Consider the following 15,209-nt stretch of genomic DNA (forward strand, 5'->3'; position numbering starts at 1 on the left):
AACCGCTCATTAGCAGGATTCTTTTGGGGCTGCCTTGCAGCCCTTCGCGGGCACGCCCGCTCCCACAGGGAAACGCGAAGAGTCAGACATCACGCGGTCCCTGTGGGAGCGGGCGTACCCGCGAAGGGGCGCGCAGCGCCCCAACTTGAAGCCCAACGCACCCATTTGGCACACCTTCTGCAATTGCCTTGGCAAGCTGCGCCACGGCGCGCTCCACAAAAACAACGAGAAGGTATCCCTGATGGATAATGCCACCTCCCTGCCAGCCGGGGCGGCCACCGCGCCTGCCACAGAAAAAACCACCGCCAGCCGCCTGAAGTCGATCTTCAGCGGGTCCATCGGCAACATGGTCGAATGGTACGACTGGTACGTCTACGCCGCATTCTCGCTGTACTTCGCCAAGGCCTTCTTCCCAGCCGGCGATTCCACCGCACAATTGCTCAATACCGCCGCGATCTTCGCCGTGGGCTTCCTCATGCGCCCGATCGGTGGCTGGCTGATGGGCCTGTACGCCGACCGCAAAGGCCGCAAGGCCGCATTGATGGCCTCGGTGCTGCTGATGTGTGCAGGCTCGCTGGTCATCGCCCTGACCCCGGGCTACGAAACCATCGGCGTCGCCGCGCCAATCCTGCTGGTCATCGCACGCCTGCTGCAGGGCTTGTCGGTGGGTGGTGAATACGGCACCTCGGCCACCTACCTCAGCGAAATGGCCAGCAAGGACCGCCGTGGCTTCTTCTCCAGCTTCCAGTACGTGACCCTGATCTCCGGCCAGCTCATCGCCCTGGCGGTACTGATCGTCCTGCAACAGACCCTGACCACCGAGCAGCTGTATGCCTGGGGCTGGCGCGTACCGTTCGTGATCGGTGCGCTGTGCGCCGTGGTGGCCCTCTACCTGCGTCGCGGCATGGAAGAAACCGCCTCCTTCACCAAGAAGGAAAAGGCCAAGGAAAGCCTGATGCGCACCCTGCTGCGCCACCCCAAGGAGCTGATGACCGTGGTCGGCCTGACCATGGGCGGCACCCTGGCCTTCTACACCTACACCACCTACATGCAGAAGTACCTGGTCAACACCGTGGGCATGAGCATCAGCGACTCGACCACCATCTCGGCCGCCACGCTGTTCCTGTTCATGTGCCTGCAGCCGGTGATCGGCGGCCTGTCCGACAAGATCGGTCGACGCCCGATCCTGATCGCCTTCGGTGTACTCGGCACCCTGTTCACCGTACCGATCCTCAGCACCCTGCACACCATCCAGACCTGGTGGGGCGCGTTCTTCCTGATCATGGCGGCGCTGATCATCGTCAGCGGCTACACCTCGATCAACGCCGTGGTCAAAGCCGAGCTGTTCCCCACCGAAATCCGCGCCCTGGGCGTGGGCCTGCCGTACGCCCTGACCGTGTCGATCTTCGGCGGCACCGCAGAGTACGTGGCCCTGTGGTTCAAGAGCGCCGGCATGGAGAGTGGCTTCTACTGGTACGTCACCGCCTGCATCGCCTGCTCGCTGCTGGTTTACGCGACCATGAAGGACACCAAGCAGCACTCGCGGATTACCACTGAGTGATGCTGGCCTGGCAGTACTGAAAAGGGGCGCTCCAGTGCATGGGGCGCCCCTTTTTTGTGATACGCGGCAGCCTGTGAGCCGATTGACGGCCTTATTCGGCTCACAGAATGAGCCGAATAGCGCTATTATTCGGCTCACAAGATGAGCCGAATAGCCGGCTCATTCGGCTCATGGGACGGATCATGAATAGCCCCTTATGGATCTGGCAGCAACCTGCCTGGCCACGCTTCACCTGGCAAAACGAAGCCATCGCGCCAACGCTACGCAATTGCATCGACATGCAAGGACGCCTGCTGGGCAAGATCGGCAGCGTCGATGCACTCAGCGAGCGCCAGAACATCCTCGATACGCTGCTGCAAAACATCGTCACCTCTTCGGCAATCGAAGGTGAGCAGTTGAACGTGGGTTCTGTCCGCTCTTCCCTAGCTCGCCGGCTGGGCATCGAGGAGCAAGGACCTACCAATGCCCGCAGTGAAGGGCTGGCGGAGCTGATGCTGGATGCAACGCAAGGGTATGACCGACCGCTGACCCTGCAGCGCCTGTACACCTGGCACCAGTGGCTGTTCCCACTGGCACAAGGCGCCTTGAGCAAAGCGATACTGGTCGGCCAGTTGCGTGATGAAATGCCCATGCAGGTGATCTCCGGCCGGCTCGACAAGCCTACCGTGCATTTCGAAGCACCACCGCGCGATGGCCTGGAAGCCCAACTCAACGAGTTTCTCGACTGGTTTGCCAACAGTCGCGATTCCACCAGCCTGGACCCACTGCTACGTGCCGGAATCGCCCACTTCTGGTTCGTCACCCTGCATCCGTTCGACGATGGCAATGGCCGTCTGACTCGGGCAATCACCGACCTGGCGCTGGCGCAAGGTGAGCGACAGGCCATTCGTTTCTATGCCATGTCTGCCAGCATCCTCGAAGACAGGGCCGGATATTACCAAGTGCTGGAGAACAGCCAGAAAGGCGACCTGGATATCACCCGCTGGCTATCCTGGTTTCTTGCTACCCTGCTGCGCAGCCTGGAACAGGCCCTGGCCAATATCGACCGGATACTAGCCAAGGCCAGGTTCTGGCAAGCACATCGCTCAGATGGTTTGCTGCCCGAACAGGTAAAGGTGCTCAACAGGTTGCTCGATGGCGGCCCCCGAGGATTCGAGGAAGGCATCAACGCAGCGCAATACCAGGCGGTGGCGAAGGTATCAAAGGCCACTGCGACCCGCCACCTGTCCGATCTGCTCGACAAGGCCTGCCTGGTTCGCCTGCCTGGCGGGGGCCGCAGTACCCGCTACCGCATCAACACTCAGGACATCTCCAACGCCTGACGCGGCTCACGGCGCTGGTACCAGGTGGCCATCAGCACCAGTACCAGCAACACCCCGCCCAGCACTGCCGAAGAGCCGACCGTGCCGAAGTCTAGGCCGCCCTTCTCGTGGGGCTTGGTGAGGAAGTCGCCCAAGGTGGCGCCGAACGGGCGGGTAAGCACGAACGCAACCCAGAACAACACCACGCCAGGGATGCGTGTCCAGTAGCGGGCCACCACTACCAAGGCGATGGCACTGCCGATCAACAGTGCGCCACCGGCAAAACCGAGCCCCGAGTCATCGGCCAGGTAATCGCCCAGCGCCGTGCCGAGGGTGTTGGAAAACAGGATCGCCACCCAGTAGAACAATTCGCCCGTGCGGTTCTTGATGCGGGTGACATCCAGCGGGTTGCCGCTCAGGCGCCATACCAGGAAGGTCAGCAGCAGGATGCCGATTAGGATGGCCGAACCCGCGGCGTAGCCCAGGCCCAGTGTGCGGTCCATGAAGTCGGACATGGTAGTGCCGGCGGTGCTGGTGGAGAGGATCACCAGCCAGTACAGCATCGGGTGGTAGCGGCGCGAGTACAGCTGGCCGAGCAAGGTCAGCAGGAACACGCTGATCAGCAGCAGCGAGCTGAGGGCATAGCCGATGTTCAGGGTCATCGACAGCAAATCACCCGCCGTTTCGCCAAGGGTAGTAGCGCAGATCTTCATGACCCAGAAGGCCAAGGTGATTTGCGGAAGTTTGTTCATTGTTGTGCCGCTCCGGTTTGAGGTGCGGCGATGGTGCTGAGCAGCATTTGAAAAATCGGTTGGTGATGTATGAAAAATGCGTTGAGCAGCCTTCAATGACAGATTTTTCATCCTTAACGCCCCATTAATTCCACCCCCTCAAGCTGCAATGGCTGTCAGAACGTCGGCGCATGGGCAGACACATCCTGAGCCAGAACCGCTGCCAGAGCCCCAAGATGCGCGCCAATACATATCTAATTATTCGATTTTTAAGCGCTATTATTTGCGCTTTTTAATCAAGTTAATCGGCGTAGGATTAAACCCATAGAAACAAAACAACCTCAAGAACCCCTGGAGCAACGACCATGAAAAACAAACTGATCCTCACCCTGGCCCTCTCGGTTTTCGCTGCTGGCGCCTTCGCCGAAGATGGCTTCAACCGCACCAACGCCCACACCTTCGCAGCGACCCAGAGCCAATCCGCTGCCTACGCCGAAGATGGCTTCGACCGCACCGGTGGCCAGCGCTTCGCCGAAGACGGCTTCGACCGCACTGGTGGCCAGCGCTTCGCTGAAGACGGCTTCGACCGCACCGGTGGCCAGCGCTTCGCTGAAGACGGCTTCGACCGCACCGGTGGCCAGCGCTTCGCTGAAGACGGCTTCGACCGCACCGGTGGCCAGCGCTTCGCTGAAGACGGCTTCGACCGCACTGGCGGCCAACGTTTCGCCGAAGATGGCTTCGATCGCACCAACGCCCACCGCATCAGCTGATCTCTGATGCGAGCACCCAGCCCGGCTTCGGCCGGGCTTGATCATTTGCAGGCGGGCACAGGCTTGGCACACTAGGCGCCTTGTCCACCAGGAGGTAGGGCCAGCAAGCCCAGCACAGATGTATTACTACGAACCCGCCAAAGGCCACGGCCTGCCCCACGACCCGTTCAACGCCATCGTCGGCCCCCGCCCTATCGGCTGGATCTCCTCACAGGACCGCGAAGGCCGCCTGAACCTGGCGCCCTACAGCTTCTTCAACGCCTTCAACTACATTCCGCCGATCATCGGTTTCTGCAGCGTCGGGCGCAAAGACAGCCTGAACAACATCGAGCAGACCGGCGAATTCGTCTGGAACCTGGCAACCCGCCCGTTGGCCGAACAGATGAACCAGAGCTGCGCACCGGTTGCCGCCGAGATAAACGAATTCGAACTGAGCGGCCTCACCGCCAAGCCGTCGAGCATCGTCAACGTGCCGCGTGTCGGCGAAACCCCGGTGGCCTTCGAGTGCAAGGTCAGCCAGATTGTCCAGCTCAAGCGGGCCGACCAGGAACTGGTGCCCAGCTGGCTGATCCTGGGTGAAGTGGTGGCGGTGCACATTGCCGAGCACCTGTTGAAGAACGGTATCTACGATACCGCTGCTGCCGAGCCGATCCTGCGTGGCGGTGGCCCGGCAGACTATTTCGAGCTGGGCAACCTGTTCAAGATGGCCCGCCCGCCGGCCTGATCACCAGATCAGCTCACCCTCTTCGCTGACGCCCTGCAAGCGTTGCAGCTCGGCCGTGGCCGCTTCATCGGCGGCCACGGCGCCCTTGAACACCTGGCCGTCGAGAATCTTGTGAAAGCGCGGCGCGCCGCCCATGCCCAGGGCCTTGACCGCGATGGCCGCGTTGTAGCCCCCACCTTCCACCGGGACCATCGCCGAAACCGCTTCGAAATGCGGGAATTCTCTACGTGCCATGTTGCTATCTACCTGGTTGATCAAGGGCAGCATCTTACCCTATTCACCTGTACCGGCCCTATCGGCGGCAAGCCAGCTCCCACAGGTACTGCACCGCCCTCAAGACCTGTGATAACCCTGTGGGAGCTGGCTTGCCGGCGATGAGGCCAGAACAGGCAATAGCTCAATCAAAGGTATGCAGATCCAGGCTGCTGACCACCTGTTCCTGCACCAACTCACCAAACACTTCCAGCGTCGGCGAAGCAAAGTAGCCAGTCATCGCCTGCTGGTCTTGCCAGCTGCCACTGAGCAACCATAAATCGGCATCAGCCTGCGAACGCTGCACCGTGAAACTCAGGCAGCCCGGTGCCCGCAACGAGGGCTCGAGCAGATCACGCAGGCGCGCGCCCAGCTCCGCCGAGCGCCCGCTGCTGGCACGGATGAAAGCAAGGTGGGTGACCGGTTGTGTCGGGGTCATTGCACAATCTCCTTGAAGCAGGCGGACGGAAAAGCCAGGCTGCCAAGGTTAGGGCCTCACCCGCGCGACGCGTTAGGCCATTACTGCTCGCCGATTGCCTGATCCTGCAGCGCGGCAGGATCAGGCAATCGGCGTGCAGCTTTTGACTAGCGCCCGCCATTGCCCAAACCTATGCTGCGTCGGTCAGCAGAGGAAAGCCATAATGACCACCGCCACGTCCATCGACCCGAGCCTGGAACTGCAACGCCAGGAGCTGGCCGAGCTGATCCGCCGCCACGCCGGGGAGCCCCACGGCCCGGCATCGGCCATCGATGACCTGTACCTGGTGCGCTACACCGAAAACGTGCGCTCGGTACCCACCCTGGCGCAACCCGCGCTGTGCATCCTCGCCCAGGGCAGCAAAAGCCTGTTCCTCGGTGACGAGCAGTACGCCTACGACCCGCTGCACTACATGGTGGTCTCGGTAACATTGCCGCTTAGCGGCGTAAAGCTCGACGCCAGCCCCGAGCACCCGAGCCTTGGCTTGCGCATGGACCTGGACCCGGCCGAAATCAGCCAGCTGATCGCCGAAAGCGGGCCGATGCTGGTGCCCAACCGGCCTTCCGGTCGTGGCTTGTACGTGGAAAGAACCGATGCCGCGTTGCTCGACGCCCTGCTGCGGCTGATACGCCTGCTGGACACCCCTCGCGACATCGCGATGCTCGCGCCGCTGTTCCGCCGGGAGATTCTGTACCGCCTGCTGCGCGGGCCGCAGGGCTATCGGCTGTACGAAATCGCCTTGGCCAACAGCCAGACCCACCGGGTTTGCCAGGCCATCACCTGGCTCAACCAGAACTACCAGCTGCCTTTGCGCATCGAGGACCTGGCGAGGGAGGTCAACCTCAGCACCTCGACCTTGCACCACCGGTTCAAGGCCGTGACGTCGATGAGCCCGTTGCAGTATCAGAAGCAACTGCGCCTGCAGGAGGCGCGGCGCTTGATGCTGAATGACGGGCTCGAGGCGGCGGTGGCGGCCTACCGGGTGGGGTATGAAAGCCCGTCACAGTTCAGCCGTGAATACAGCCGGCTGTATGGCGCGCCGCCGATTCGTGATGTGGCGAGGTTGCGGGCGACTGCTGGCTGAGTTTGGCTTTGCCTGTGCCGGCCCTTTCGCGGGTGAACCCGCTCCCACAGGTTTTGCACAGATACTGAAAACTGTGCAGTACCTGTGGGAGCGGGTTCACCCGCGAAAGGGCCGGTACAGGCAATAGCTTCACTTCAACCCAACACAGCCCCCTGCCACTGATTCTGGTCAACCTGGATCAAGGTCGGCCCCTTGCGCTCCACTGCCTGCCCCAACGCCACCTGCAACTGCGCCACATCTGCCACCTGCTCCGCCGCCGCGCCCAGGGCCCGCGCCACACCGATGAAGTCCGGCGTATGGATATCCACCCCGACTGGCTCGATGGCCCGGTTGACCATGTACTTCTTGATTTCCTCGTACCCCTGGTTATTCCACAGCAGCACGATCAGCGGCACCTGCGCTTCCACCGCGCTGGCCAGCTCCGGCAAGGTGAACTGCAAACCGCCATCACCAATCAGGCACACCGCAGGCGCACGCTCACCGACCTGCTCCGCGCTGCCCAGCCAGGCGCCCATGGCCGCCGGCAATGCATAACCCAAGGTGCCGTAGCCGGTCGAGGCATTGAACCAACGGCGTGGCTGGTCCATGTCCAGGGTCAGGTTGCCGGTGTACACCGGTTGGGTCGAATCGCCCACCAGAATGGCATTGGGCAGGCGCTCGATAATTGCATTCAGCAAACGTGTCTGGCTCAGAGTCGGCTGGTCCCAACCCGCCGCCAGTGCCTGGCGCAGCTTGGCCACCCGGGCCGCGCCCCACGTACTTTCACGCACGGGTTGCGGCAATGCTTGCAAGGCGCCGAGCAGCGCCTCGGCGGCCAGTTCGGCATCGGCCACCAGCGACAGCTCCGGCAGGTAATTGCGCACGGTCTGGTCCGGGTCGATGTCGATGCGCAACAGGCTGCCCGGGATCTCGAAACCACCTTTGAAGGTGACGTCATAGTCGGTTTCGGCCAGTTCGGTGCCGATCGCCAGCACCACATCGGCCTCGGCCACCAGCGCCCGCGTGGCTGGCAGTGACTGGGTCGAGCCAATCTGCAGCGGGTGGCTGGCCGGCAGCAGCCCCTTGGCATTGATGGTCAGCGCCACCGGCGCCTGCAGGTATTCGGCCAGGCGCGCCAGCGCAGCGCCAGCGGCCAATGCGCCGCCCCCGGCCAGGATCAATGGCCGCCGTGCATTGGCCAGGCGCTCGGCCATCTGCGCCACGGCCTGCGGCGCTGCCCCCGCCCGGCTGCTGCGCACCACGCGCCCCGGCAGCAGGTGATCGGCCGGTTCGACCAGCACGTCGAGCGGGATCTCGATATGCACCGGGCGCGGTCGGGCGCCTTCGAATACGGCGAATGCCCGGGCCAGCACCTGCGGCAGGTCATCGGCACTCATCAGGGTGTGGGAAAACGCCGCCACACCCGACACCAGCGCTGCCTGGTTGGGCAACTCGTGCAGCTTGCCGCGGCCACCGCCCAGCTGATCGCGGGCCTGCACGCTGGAAATCACCAGCATCGGGATCGAGTCGGCATAGGCCTGGCCCATGGCGGTGGTGATGTTGGTCATGCCCGGGCCGGTGATGATGAAGCACACCCCGGGCTTGCCGCGGGTCCGCGCATAGCCGTCGGCCATGAACCCGGCCCCCTGCTCGTGGCGCGGGGTGACATGGCGGATGGACGAGCCCGCCAGGCCGCGGTAGAGCTCCACGGTATGTACACCAGGAATGCCGAAGACATGGTCAACGCCATAGCCTTCAAGGAGTTTTACCAGTACTTCGCCGCAGGTTGCCATCGGGTTTCACCATGAATCTCGGTTGGGTTATGCCCCTATTGGACCCAGCCACGGCTATCGCCACAATGCAAAAAAACACATACTAGCCATGTCCTGCAATCATGGCTCAGCACAATGAAACGCCTCCCGCCCTTGCCCGCCCTGCATACCTTTCTGGTAACCGCCCAGCACTGCAATTTCACCCGTGCCGGGCAGCAGTTGCATATCACCCAGGGCGCCGTCAGCCGACAGATCGCGGCCCTCGAAGAGCATCTGGGTTATGCCTTGTTCCAGCGCCAGGCCCGTGGGCTGAGCCTGACCCGTGAAGGCCAGGACTGGCTGCCAAGGGTGCAGCAGGTGTTCGCGCTGATCGAACAAGGGGTGCGCGAGGTGGGTGGGCGCAGCACTACCTTGCAGCTCAAGGCACCGACCTGCGTGATGCGCTGGCTGCTGCCACGCCTGATGGAATGGCAGGCGCTACGCCCGGATGTGCCTGTAGAGCTGACCACTACGGTGCAACATGGAGTGGACTTTCGCCGCGAGGGTTTCGATGCGGCGGTGGTGTATGGCGATGCGCCGAACCATGGGCTGCGCGTGCGCAAGCTGTTCGATGAGCAACTGACGCCGGTTTGCGCGCCGTCATTGCGCCAAGGGCCGGTACCGTTGCAGCAGGTCGAAGACCTGGCGCAACACATGCTACTGCACCCGTCGCGGGATGAGCATGACTGGCGGTTGTGGCTGCAGGCAGCCGGGGTGACGCTGGGCACTCAAGGGCCGAAGCAGCATTTCGAGACACTGGACATGGCGATGGCCATGGCCTCGCAGGGCACCGGCGTGGCCATCGGCGACTGGTCGCTGATCGGCGATGACTTGCGCGGGGGGCGGTTGTGCATGCCGTTTGCGCTGAAAGTGATGACCGGCAAGGGGTATTACCTGGTGAGCCAGGCCAAGAGCTTGCCGCCGGGGCTTGTGGAGTTGCTGGATTGGCTGGAACACCAGGCCAGCCAGTGAGGGCCTCTTCGCGGGCACGCCCGCTCCCACAGGTACAGCACAGATTCCAAGACCTGTGCTTTACCTGTGGGAGCGGGCGTGCCCGCGAAGCAGGCGACTCAGTACCCGACCGTGAACCGCTGCCGCGAGTGCTGCGGCTTTTCCAGTTCGTCGAGCATGGCAATCGCGTAATCGGCAAAGGTGATCCAGCTCTTGCCATCCGCGCCGATCAACAGATGATCCTTGCCCAGCTTGTAATGCCCGCTGCGATCACCTTCAACGAACTCCGCCGACGGCGACAGGAAGGCCCAGTCCAGGTTCGGCTCCCGTTGCAACGCTTCCAGAAAACGCACCCCGGCAGTGGCCTCGGCCTTGTATGCCTCGGGGAAGTCCGGGCTGTCGATCACCCGATGTCCCGACGGCAGCAACAGGCTGCCGGCCCCACCTACCACCAGCAGGCGCTTGACCCCGGCCCGCTTGACCGGCTCGATGATGGCGTGTGGCTCGATGGTAGAGAAATGTGCCGCACTCAGCACCGCATCCACACCCGCGACCGCCGCTTGCAAGGCCGCGCTGTCCTTGGCATCCAGCGCCTTGACCGTCACCCCGTCCCGCCCCTGCAACCGCGACGGGTCGCGGGCGATGGCCAGCACACTGTGGCCACGGCGCAGGGCCTCTTCCAGCAACTGGCTGCCAGCGCGGCCAGTGGCACCGATGATTGCAATCTTGCTCATGGGATACTCTCCATCAGTTGAACGGAATTACCACTTCATCTCGCCCTTGGCGACCTTGGCCCCCAGCTCCAGCGAGCTTTCATCGGCCAGCCCTGGGTAACGTTGCTTCATCGCCGCGATCAACGCACCGGCGTCTTTCGCCTTGTCGGTCTCGGCATCGAAATCACAAATGTACTTCGCCGTGAAACGCACGGCCTCCAGCGATCGGCTGCTGTCCCCCAGGTAATGCCCGGGGATGACCGTGCGCGGCGCCAGCGCTTCGATGTGCGCCAGAGTGCCGAGCCAGTCGGCGTGGGACTTGGCCGTTTGCGTGTCGGCCATCCATACATGAATGTTCTCTGACACCACCACGCCACCGACCACCGCCTTGATCGACGGGATCCACACAAAACTGCGGTCAGGTTGCGGGCCGTCGAGGCCGACCACCTCGAGGGCCTGCCCTTCCAGCGTCAGGCGGTTGCCTTCGAGCACTTGCGGCAGCACCAGCCGCGCCGGCTTGTCCGCGCCCATCTGCGGGCCCCAGTAGGCCAGCTTGGCATCCATGGTCTGGCGGATATGGGCAACCGTGGCGGCCGACGCCAGCACCTTGGCCTCGGGGAAGGCATGGGTCAGGGTATCCAGGCCGAAGTAGTAGTCCGGGTCGCCATGGCTGATGTAGATGCTGGTCAGCTGCTTGCCGCCTGCCCGCAGGCGCTGCACCAGCTGCTCGGCCTGGGCCTTGCCGAACTGGGCATCGACGAGGATGGCGTCGTGCTCGCCGCTGACGATCACCGAACTGACCGGGAAGATCGCCTCATGCCCGGGGTTGTAAACCTCCAGCCGCAAGGGGTCGGCAGCCAGCGCCGGGCCGGCCAGGGTCACACAGGCCAGCAGCAGGCCACGCAAGGGAGTGAAAAGAGACATCGCAAACGCCCGTCAGATGAACAATGCCCAACAGCTTAGTTGCCCAATCCGTGCCAAAAAATGCGATGCTCGAACATAGTTTGTTTCTGAAACCGGGCAAATCATGGACCGTCTCAACGCCATGCGCGTTTTCGTCACCGTCGTCGACCTGGGCAGCCAGTCGGCGGCGGCGGATCATCTGCAACTGTCGCGGCCGGTGGTGTCGCGCTACCTGGCAGAGCTGGAAGACTGGGTTGGCGCACGGCTGATGCAGCGCACCACACGCAAGCTCAGCCTCACCGCCGCCGGCCAGGAAACCCTGCCCCGCTGCCGGCAACTGCTGGAACTGGCCGGCGACCTGCAGGCCGCGGTGCAGCAGCCGGATGACGCGCCCAAGGGCGCACTGCGCATCAGCGTCAGCACCTCGTTCGGCCAGGCCCAGCTGGTGGATGCAGTGGCCGCCTACGTCCGGCGCTACCCCGGAGTGAAGGTGGAACTGCAGATGCTCGATCGCACGGTCAACCTGGTGGACGAGCGCATCGACCTGGCCATCCGCACCAGCAATGACCTGGACCCCAACCTGATCGCCCGGCGCCTGAGCGTGTGCCGCTCGGCAGTGTGTGCGGCACCGGCCTACCTGCGCGAGCACGGCACGCCGCAACGGGTCGAGGAGCTGAGCCGGCACAACTGCCTGACCCATGCCTACTTCGGCCACAGCCTGTGGCATTTCGAGGTGGCCGGCCAGCAAGTCGCCGTGCCAGTGGCGGGGAACATCAGTGCCAACGAGGCGATGACACTGCAGAAGGCGGCGCTGGCCGGCGCAGGTATCGCCATGCTGCCGACCTACCAGGCCGCGGAGGCCCTGCGCCGGGGTGAACTGGTGCGCCTGCTGCCCGAAGCCAGCCCACGCGAGCTGAACCTGAATGCGGTATACACCTCACGCAAGCACATGCCGGCGACCTTGCGCAGCATGCTGGATTTTCTGGTGCAGCGGTTCAAGGACGAACCGGAGTGGGATCAGGACTTGTAAGGCCCATGTGGGAGCGGCCTTGCGTCGCGAAAGGACCGCGCAGCGGTCCCGGGATCTTGGCCACATCAAATATTGTCGGGGCTGCTACGCAGCCCTTTCGCGACACAAGGCCGCTCCTACAGGGATGGCGTTGTCACTCCTCGACGCTCATGTATTCCTTGGCCCAACGGATGTAGTCCTCGGGCTGGGTGTAGGTGTGCGAGAGTTCGGTGGCGCTGAGGTTTTCCGACTTGTTCTGCTGGCCGCGCTGCAACCGCAGGCAATCGTAGGTGGCCTTGATCGCGGCAAAGTAGGCGGCGTGACCATCGACCACGATGCGCACGCCCAGGCGTGCCAGGCGCTCGTCGTCGCGCAGGCTCGGGTTGCCGTAGGTCACCAGCATCAGCGGCACCGTCAGGTGCTCGGCAATCTGCTCGAGTTGCTCGAAGTCCTTCACCCCAACCATGCAGATACCGTCGGCTCCGGCCTTCTGGTAGCTCTGGGTACGCACGATGATTTCTTCGGTGGTGAGCACGCCAGCGTTGGTCCGGGCAATTATCGACAGCGACGAATCGACCCGCGCCTCCAGCGCCGCACGGATCTTGCCGACGCCCTCTTCAACCGGGATCAGGTCGGTGGACTTGCGCCCGAACTGGGCAGGCAGCAGGGTGTCCTCGATGGTCAGCGCAGCCACGCCGGCGCGCTCCAGTTCGATGACCGTGCGCATGACATTCAGCGCGTTGCCATAGCCGTGGTCGGCGTCAGCCAGCACCGGCAGTTGCGCCACGCGACCAATACGGGTGGCCTGCTCGACGAACTCGCTGAGGGTGATCAGGGCGAAGTCCGGTGCAGCCAGTACCTGCAACGAAGCGACCGAACCACCGAGGATGCCGACCTCGAAGCCCAGGTCTGCGGCAATGCGTGCCGACATCGGGTCGAACACCGATGCGGTGTGATAACAGGAACCTGAAGCGAGCAGCTCGCGGAAGGCAAAACGCAGATCTTGATGGGAAGCCTTGGGCATGATCACTCCGCAAAATAAGTTGAAATTCGAACGGTAACTACCGACCCCTGTAATCGGGTCTACCTGGCCTGTTCCAACCGTCGCCATCTGGGCGGTCATGCTCGACATGCAGGCAGAGGAATAAAAGGTGTGGGAGACAGCGGCGCGAAAACCTGCGGCATAATGTTGCACCAAGCTGGTGCAAGCCCCCGGTTTTCAGCCTCTGTGGCATACCAACGATATCACGCAGCCATGCAGCACTGGATGAATGCGCCAATGCCGATCTTGCATAGGGGATGCAGATAGTACATAGGAAGCTACCTAACTCAGGTTACAATCCGGGGACTTCATGCTGGCCTCTTCGCGGGTAAACCCGCTCCCACAGGGACCGCGCCGTCCTCAGGAGCGACACCGGACCTGTGGGAGCGGGTTTACCCGCGAAGAAGGCCGCCACCGTCATACAAGGTATCCCCGTGACCGCCGCCCTGCCCCCCACCACCCTGCGCAACGTGCTCACCGCCCTGATGTTGGCGATCTTCCTCGGCGCCCTGGACCAGACCATCGTTGCCGTCTCGCTGCCGGCGATCTCGGCGCAGTTCAACGATGTCGGCCTGCTGGCCTGGGTCATCTCCGGCTACATGGTGGCGATGACCGTGGCCGTGCCGATCTACGGCAAGCTGGGCGACCTGTACGGGCGGCGCAGGATGATCCTCACCGGCATCAGCCTGTTCACCCTGGCCTCGATCGCCTGCGCCCTGGCACAGGACATGCAGCAACTGGTGCTGGCCCGGGTACTGCAGGGCATTGGCGCCGGCGGCATGGTCTCGGTGAGCCAGGCGATCATCGGCGACTTCGTGCCCCCGCGAGAGCGCGGCCGCTACCAGGGCTATTTCAGCAGCATGTACGCGGTGGCCAGCGTCGCCGGGCCGGTGCTGGGCGGCTGGCTGACCGAATACCTGTCATGGCGCTGGGTGTTCTGGATCAACCTGCCGCTGGGGCTGGTTGCACTGTGGGCGATCCGCCGCGTCCTCGGCGGCATGCCGGCGCAGCGCCGCGAGGCGCAGGTGGACTACCTTGGCGCCGTGCTGCTGATCCTCGGCCTGGGTAGCCTGTTGCTGGGCATTACCCTGGTCGGCCAGGGCCACGCCTGGGCCGACCCGGCCGTGCTGGCCCTGTTCGCCTGCGCCGCGCTGGGCCTGGTGCTGTTCATCGCCCATGAACGCCGCTGCCGGGAACCACTGCTGCCACTCGGCCTGTTCGGCAACCGCGTGGCGGTGCTGTGCTGGGGCGTGATCTTCTTCGCCAGTTTCCAGTCGATCTCCCTGACCATGCTCATGCCGTTGCGCTACCAGGGCATCACCGGCGCCGGTGCCGACAGCGCGGCCTTGCACCTCCTGCCGCTGGTGATGGGGCTGCCCATGGGTGCCTTCACCGGCGGGCGCATGACCAGCCTGACCGGGCGCTACAAGCCGCAGATCCTGGCCGGCGCACTGCTGATGCCGCTGGCCATTTTCGCCATGGCGCTGACCCCGCCGCAGTCGGCCTTGCTCAGTGCACTGTTCATGCTGCTGACCGGCATCGCTTGCGGGCTGCAGTTCCCGACCTCGCTGGTAGGCACGCAAAGCGCGGTGGACAGCAAGGACATCGGCGTGGCCACCAGCACCACCAACCTGTTCCGCTCGCTGGGCGGGGCCATGGGGGTGGCGTGCATGTCCAGCCTGCTGCTGGCGCTGCTGCACCAGGGCGGGTTCGAGTCGCTGGGTAATCCGTTGCTGGGGAGCCTGAAGGCCGGAGAAGTGGACCTGGTGACACAGGGGCGGTTGCTGGAGACGTTCCGGCAACTGTTGATGGGGAGTGCCGGGGTAGCCGTGCTGGGACTGTTTGCAGCGTTTGCATTGCCCGACCGGCAACTGCGCGGACGCTAGAAGCTACGCGATCT

General features: G+C 63.6%; 15 protein-coding genes. 8 read left to right on the top strand and 7 right to left on the bottom strand.

Features of this window, described 5'->3' with window-relative positions; translation table 11 throughout:
* Positions 1-241 precede the first annotated feature (241 nt).
* Together ABX298_RS05215 and ABX298_RS05220 are read left to right on the top strand one after the other, a co-directional pair.
* Positions 242-1,561 carry an MFS transporter gene (locus tag ABX298_RS05215; RefSeq protein ID WP_075046206.1) on the top strand — a complete coding sequence of 440 codons (1,320 nt, stop codon included), beginning with the start codon at positions 242-244 and terminating at the stop codon, positions 1,559-1,561.
* A gap of 182 nt (positions 1,562-1,743) precedes the next feature.
* A complete protein-coding gene (locus ABX298_RS05220) occupies positions 1,744-2,883 on the top strand; it encodes a Fic family protein (RefSeq protein ID WP_367394157.1) in 1,140 nt (379 codons plus the stop codon).
* Here the strand turns inward: ABX298_RS05220 and ABX298_RS05225 are convergent.
* Positions 2,862-3,614, bottom strand: coding sequence for a membrane protein (locus ABX298_RS05225; RefSeq protein WP_025340470.1), 753 nt, complete (start codon positions 3,612-3,614; stop codon positions 2,862-2,864). The two genes, ABX298_RS05220 and ABX298_RS05225, sit on opposite strands and share 22 nt — an antisense overlap.
* A 344-nt stretch (positions 3,615-3,958) precedes the next feature.
* Between ABX298_RS05225 and ABX298_RS05230 the strand changes: the two genes are divergently transcribed.
* Together ABX298_RS05230 and ABX298_RS05235 are read left to right on the top strand one after the other, a co-directional pair.
* Positions 3,959-4,363, top strand: coding sequence for a heme utilization protein (locus ABX298_RS05230; protein WP_215520800.1), 405 nt, complete (start codon positions 3,959-3,961; stop codon positions 4,361-4,363).
* Positions 4,364-4,481: 118 nt separating this feature from the next.
* Positions 4,482-5,087: a flavin reductase family protein gene (locus ABX298_RS05235; protein WP_085614260.1), complete on the top strand. Its 606-nt coding sequence runs from the start codon at positions 4,482-4,484 to the stop codon at positions 5,085-5,087.
* Here the strand turns inward: ABX298_RS05235 and ABX298_RS05240 are convergent, their stop codons facing one another.
* Both ABX298_RS05240 and ABX298_RS05245 read right to left on the bottom strand, forming a co-directional pair.
* On the bottom strand, positions 5,088-5,354 hold the full coding sequence (locus ABX298_RS05240) for a hypothetical protein (RefSeq protein WP_015271637.1): 267 nt from the start codon (positions 5,352-5,354) through the stop codon (positions 5,088-5,090).
* Between the two features lie 130 nt (positions 5,355-5,484).
* Positions 5,485-5,778 carry a putative quinol monooxygenase gene (locus ABX298_RS05245; protein ID WP_075046210.1) on the bottom strand — a complete coding sequence of 98 codons (294 nt, stop codon included), beginning with the start codon at positions 5,776-5,778 and terminating at the stop codon, positions 5,485-5,487.
* Positions 5,779-5,980: 202 nt separating this feature from the next.
* Here ABX298_RS05245 and ABX298_RS05250 point away from each other — a divergent pair, with 202 nt between their 5' ends.
* Positions 5,981-6,901, top strand: coding sequence for an AraC family transcriptional regulator (locus ABX298_RS05250; protein WP_025340474.1), 921 nt, complete (start codon positions 5,981-5,983; stop codon positions 6,899-6,901).
* 134 nt (positions 6,902-7,035) lie between these two features.
* On the opposite strand, the gene ABX298_RS05255 is transcribed toward ABX298_RS05250, so the two are convergent.
* Positions 7,036-8,673: a 5-guanidino-2-oxopentanoate decarboxylase gene (locus tag ABX298_RS05255; RefSeq protein WP_286100506.1), complete on the bottom strand. Its 1,638-nt coding sequence runs from the start codon at positions 8,671-8,673 to the stop codon at positions 7,036-7,038.
* Between the two features lie 114 nt (positions 8,674-8,787).
* Between ABX298_RS05255 and ABX298_RS05260 the strand changes: the two genes are divergently transcribed.
* The gene (locus tag ABX298_RS05260; RefSeq protein ID WP_367394158.1) at positions 8,788-9,663 is read left to right on the top strand and encodes a LysR substrate-binding domain-containing protein; all 876 of its coding nucleotides are present in this window, start codon (positions 8,788-8,790) and stop codon (positions 9,661-9,663) included.
* Positions 9,664-9,761: 98 nt separating this feature from the next.
* Here the strand turns inward: ABX298_RS05260 and ABX298_RS05265 are convergent, their stop codons facing one another.
* Both ABX298_RS05265 and ABX298_RS05270 read right to left on the bottom strand, forming a co-directional pair.
* The gene (locus ABX298_RS05265; RefSeq protein WP_075046213.1) at positions 9,762-10,376 is read right to left on the bottom strand and encodes an NAD(P)-dependent oxidoreductase; all 615 of its coding nucleotides are present in this window, start codon (positions 10,374-10,376) and stop codon (positions 9,762-9,764) included.
* A gap of 27 nt (positions 10,377-10,403) precedes the next feature.
* The gene (locus ABX298_RS05270; protein ID WP_075046214.1) at positions 10,404-11,279 is read right to left on the bottom strand and encodes an MBL fold metallo-hydrolase; all 876 of its coding nucleotides are present in this window, start codon (positions 11,277-11,279) and stop codon (positions 10,404-10,406) included.
* Between the two features lie 103 nt (positions 11,280-11,382).
* On the opposite strand from ABX298_RS05270, the gene ABX298_RS05275 reads away from it, so the two are divergent.
* Complete coding sequence (locus ABX298_RS05275) at positions 11,383-12,288, top strand: LysR family transcriptional regulator (RefSeq protein WP_075046215.1); 906 nt, start codon at positions 11,383-11,385, stop codon at positions 12,286-12,288.
* 133 nt (positions 12,289-12,421) lie between these two features.
* On the opposite strand, the gene ABX298_RS05280 is transcribed toward ABX298_RS05275, so the two are convergent.
* Positions 12,422-13,291, bottom strand: a complete 870-nt coding sequence (locus ABX298_RS05280) for an oxaloacetate decarboxylase (protein ID WP_025340480.1) — start codon at positions 13,289-13,291, stop codon at positions 12,422-12,424.
* 452 nt (positions 13,292-13,743) lie between these two features.
* Here ABX298_RS05280 and ABX298_RS05285 point away from each other — a divergent pair, with 452 nt between their 5' ends.
* Positions 13,744-15,195 carry an MDR family MFS transporter gene (locus tag ABX298_RS05285; protein WP_367394159.1) on the top strand — a complete coding sequence of 484 codons (1,452 nt, stop codon included), beginning with the start codon at positions 13,744-13,746 and terminating at the stop codon, positions 15,193-15,195.
* Positions 15,196-15,209: the final 14 nt, after the last annotated feature.

This window comes from Pseudomonas sp. X4, from assembly GCF_040784925.1.
Taxonomy (GTDB): Bacteria; Pseudomonadota; Gammaproteobacteria; order Pseudomonadales; family Pseudomonadaceae; genus Aquipseudomonas; species Aquipseudomonas putida_Z.

Bases quoted from the DNA above. Each gene is read 5' to 3' on its own strand.
- ABX298_RS05220 (WP_367394157.1), top strand. From the start codon at position 1,744: ATGAATAGCCCCTTATGGATCTGGCAGCAACCTGCCTGGCCACGCTTC.
- ABX298_RS05245 (WP_075046210.1), bottom strand. From the start codon at position 5,778: ATGACCCCGACACAACCGGTCACCCACCTTGCTTTCATCCGTGCCAGC.
- ABX298_RS05270 (WP_075046214.1), bottom strand. From the start codon at position 11,279: ATGTCTCTTTTCACTCCCTTGCGTGGCCTGCTGCTGGCCTGTGTGACC.
- ABX298_RS05225 (WP_025340470.1), bottom strand. From the start codon at position 3,614: ATGAACAAACTTCCGCAAATCACCTTGGCCTTCTGGGTCATGAAGATC.
- ABX298_RS05280 (WP_025340480.1), bottom strand. From the start codon at position 13,291: ATGCCCAAGGCTTCCCATCAAGATCTGCGTTTTGCCTTCCGCGAGCTG.
- ABX298_RS05250 (WP_025340474.1), top strand. From the start codon at position 5,981: ATGACCACCGCCACGTCCATCGACCCGAGCCTGGAACTGCAACGCCAG.
- ABX298_RS05275 (WP_075046215.1), top strand. From the start codon at position 11,383: ATGGACCGTCTCAACGCCATGCGCGTTTTCGTCACCGTCGTCGACCTG.
- ABX298_RS05260 (WP_367394158.1), top strand. From the start codon at position 8,788: ATGAAACGCCTCCCGCCCTTGCCCGCCCTGCATACCTTTCTGGTAACC.
- ABX298_RS05255 (WP_286100506.1), bottom strand. From the start codon at position 8,673: ATGGCAACCTGCGGCGAAGTACTGGTAAAACTCCTTGAAGGCTATGGC.
- ABX298_RS05240 (WP_015271637.1), bottom strand. From the start codon at position 5,354: ATGCTGCCCTTGATCAACCAGGTAGATAGCAACATGGCACGTAGAGAA.
- ABX298_RS05230 (WP_215520800.1), top strand. From the start codon at position 3,959: ATGAAAAACAAACTGATCCTCACCCTGGCCCTCTCGGTTTTCGCTGCT.
- ABX298_RS05265 (WP_075046213.1), bottom strand. From the start codon at position 10,376: ATGAGCAAGATTGCAATCATCGGTGCCACTGGCCGCGCTGGCAGCCAG.
- ABX298_RS05235 (WP_085614260.1), top strand. From the start codon at position 4,482: ATGTATTACTACGAACCCGCCAAAGGCCACGGCCTGCCCCACGACCCG.
- ABX298_RS05215 (WP_075046206.1), top strand. From the start codon at position 242: ATGGATAATGCCACCTCCCTGCCAGCCGGGGCGGCCACCGCGCCTGCC.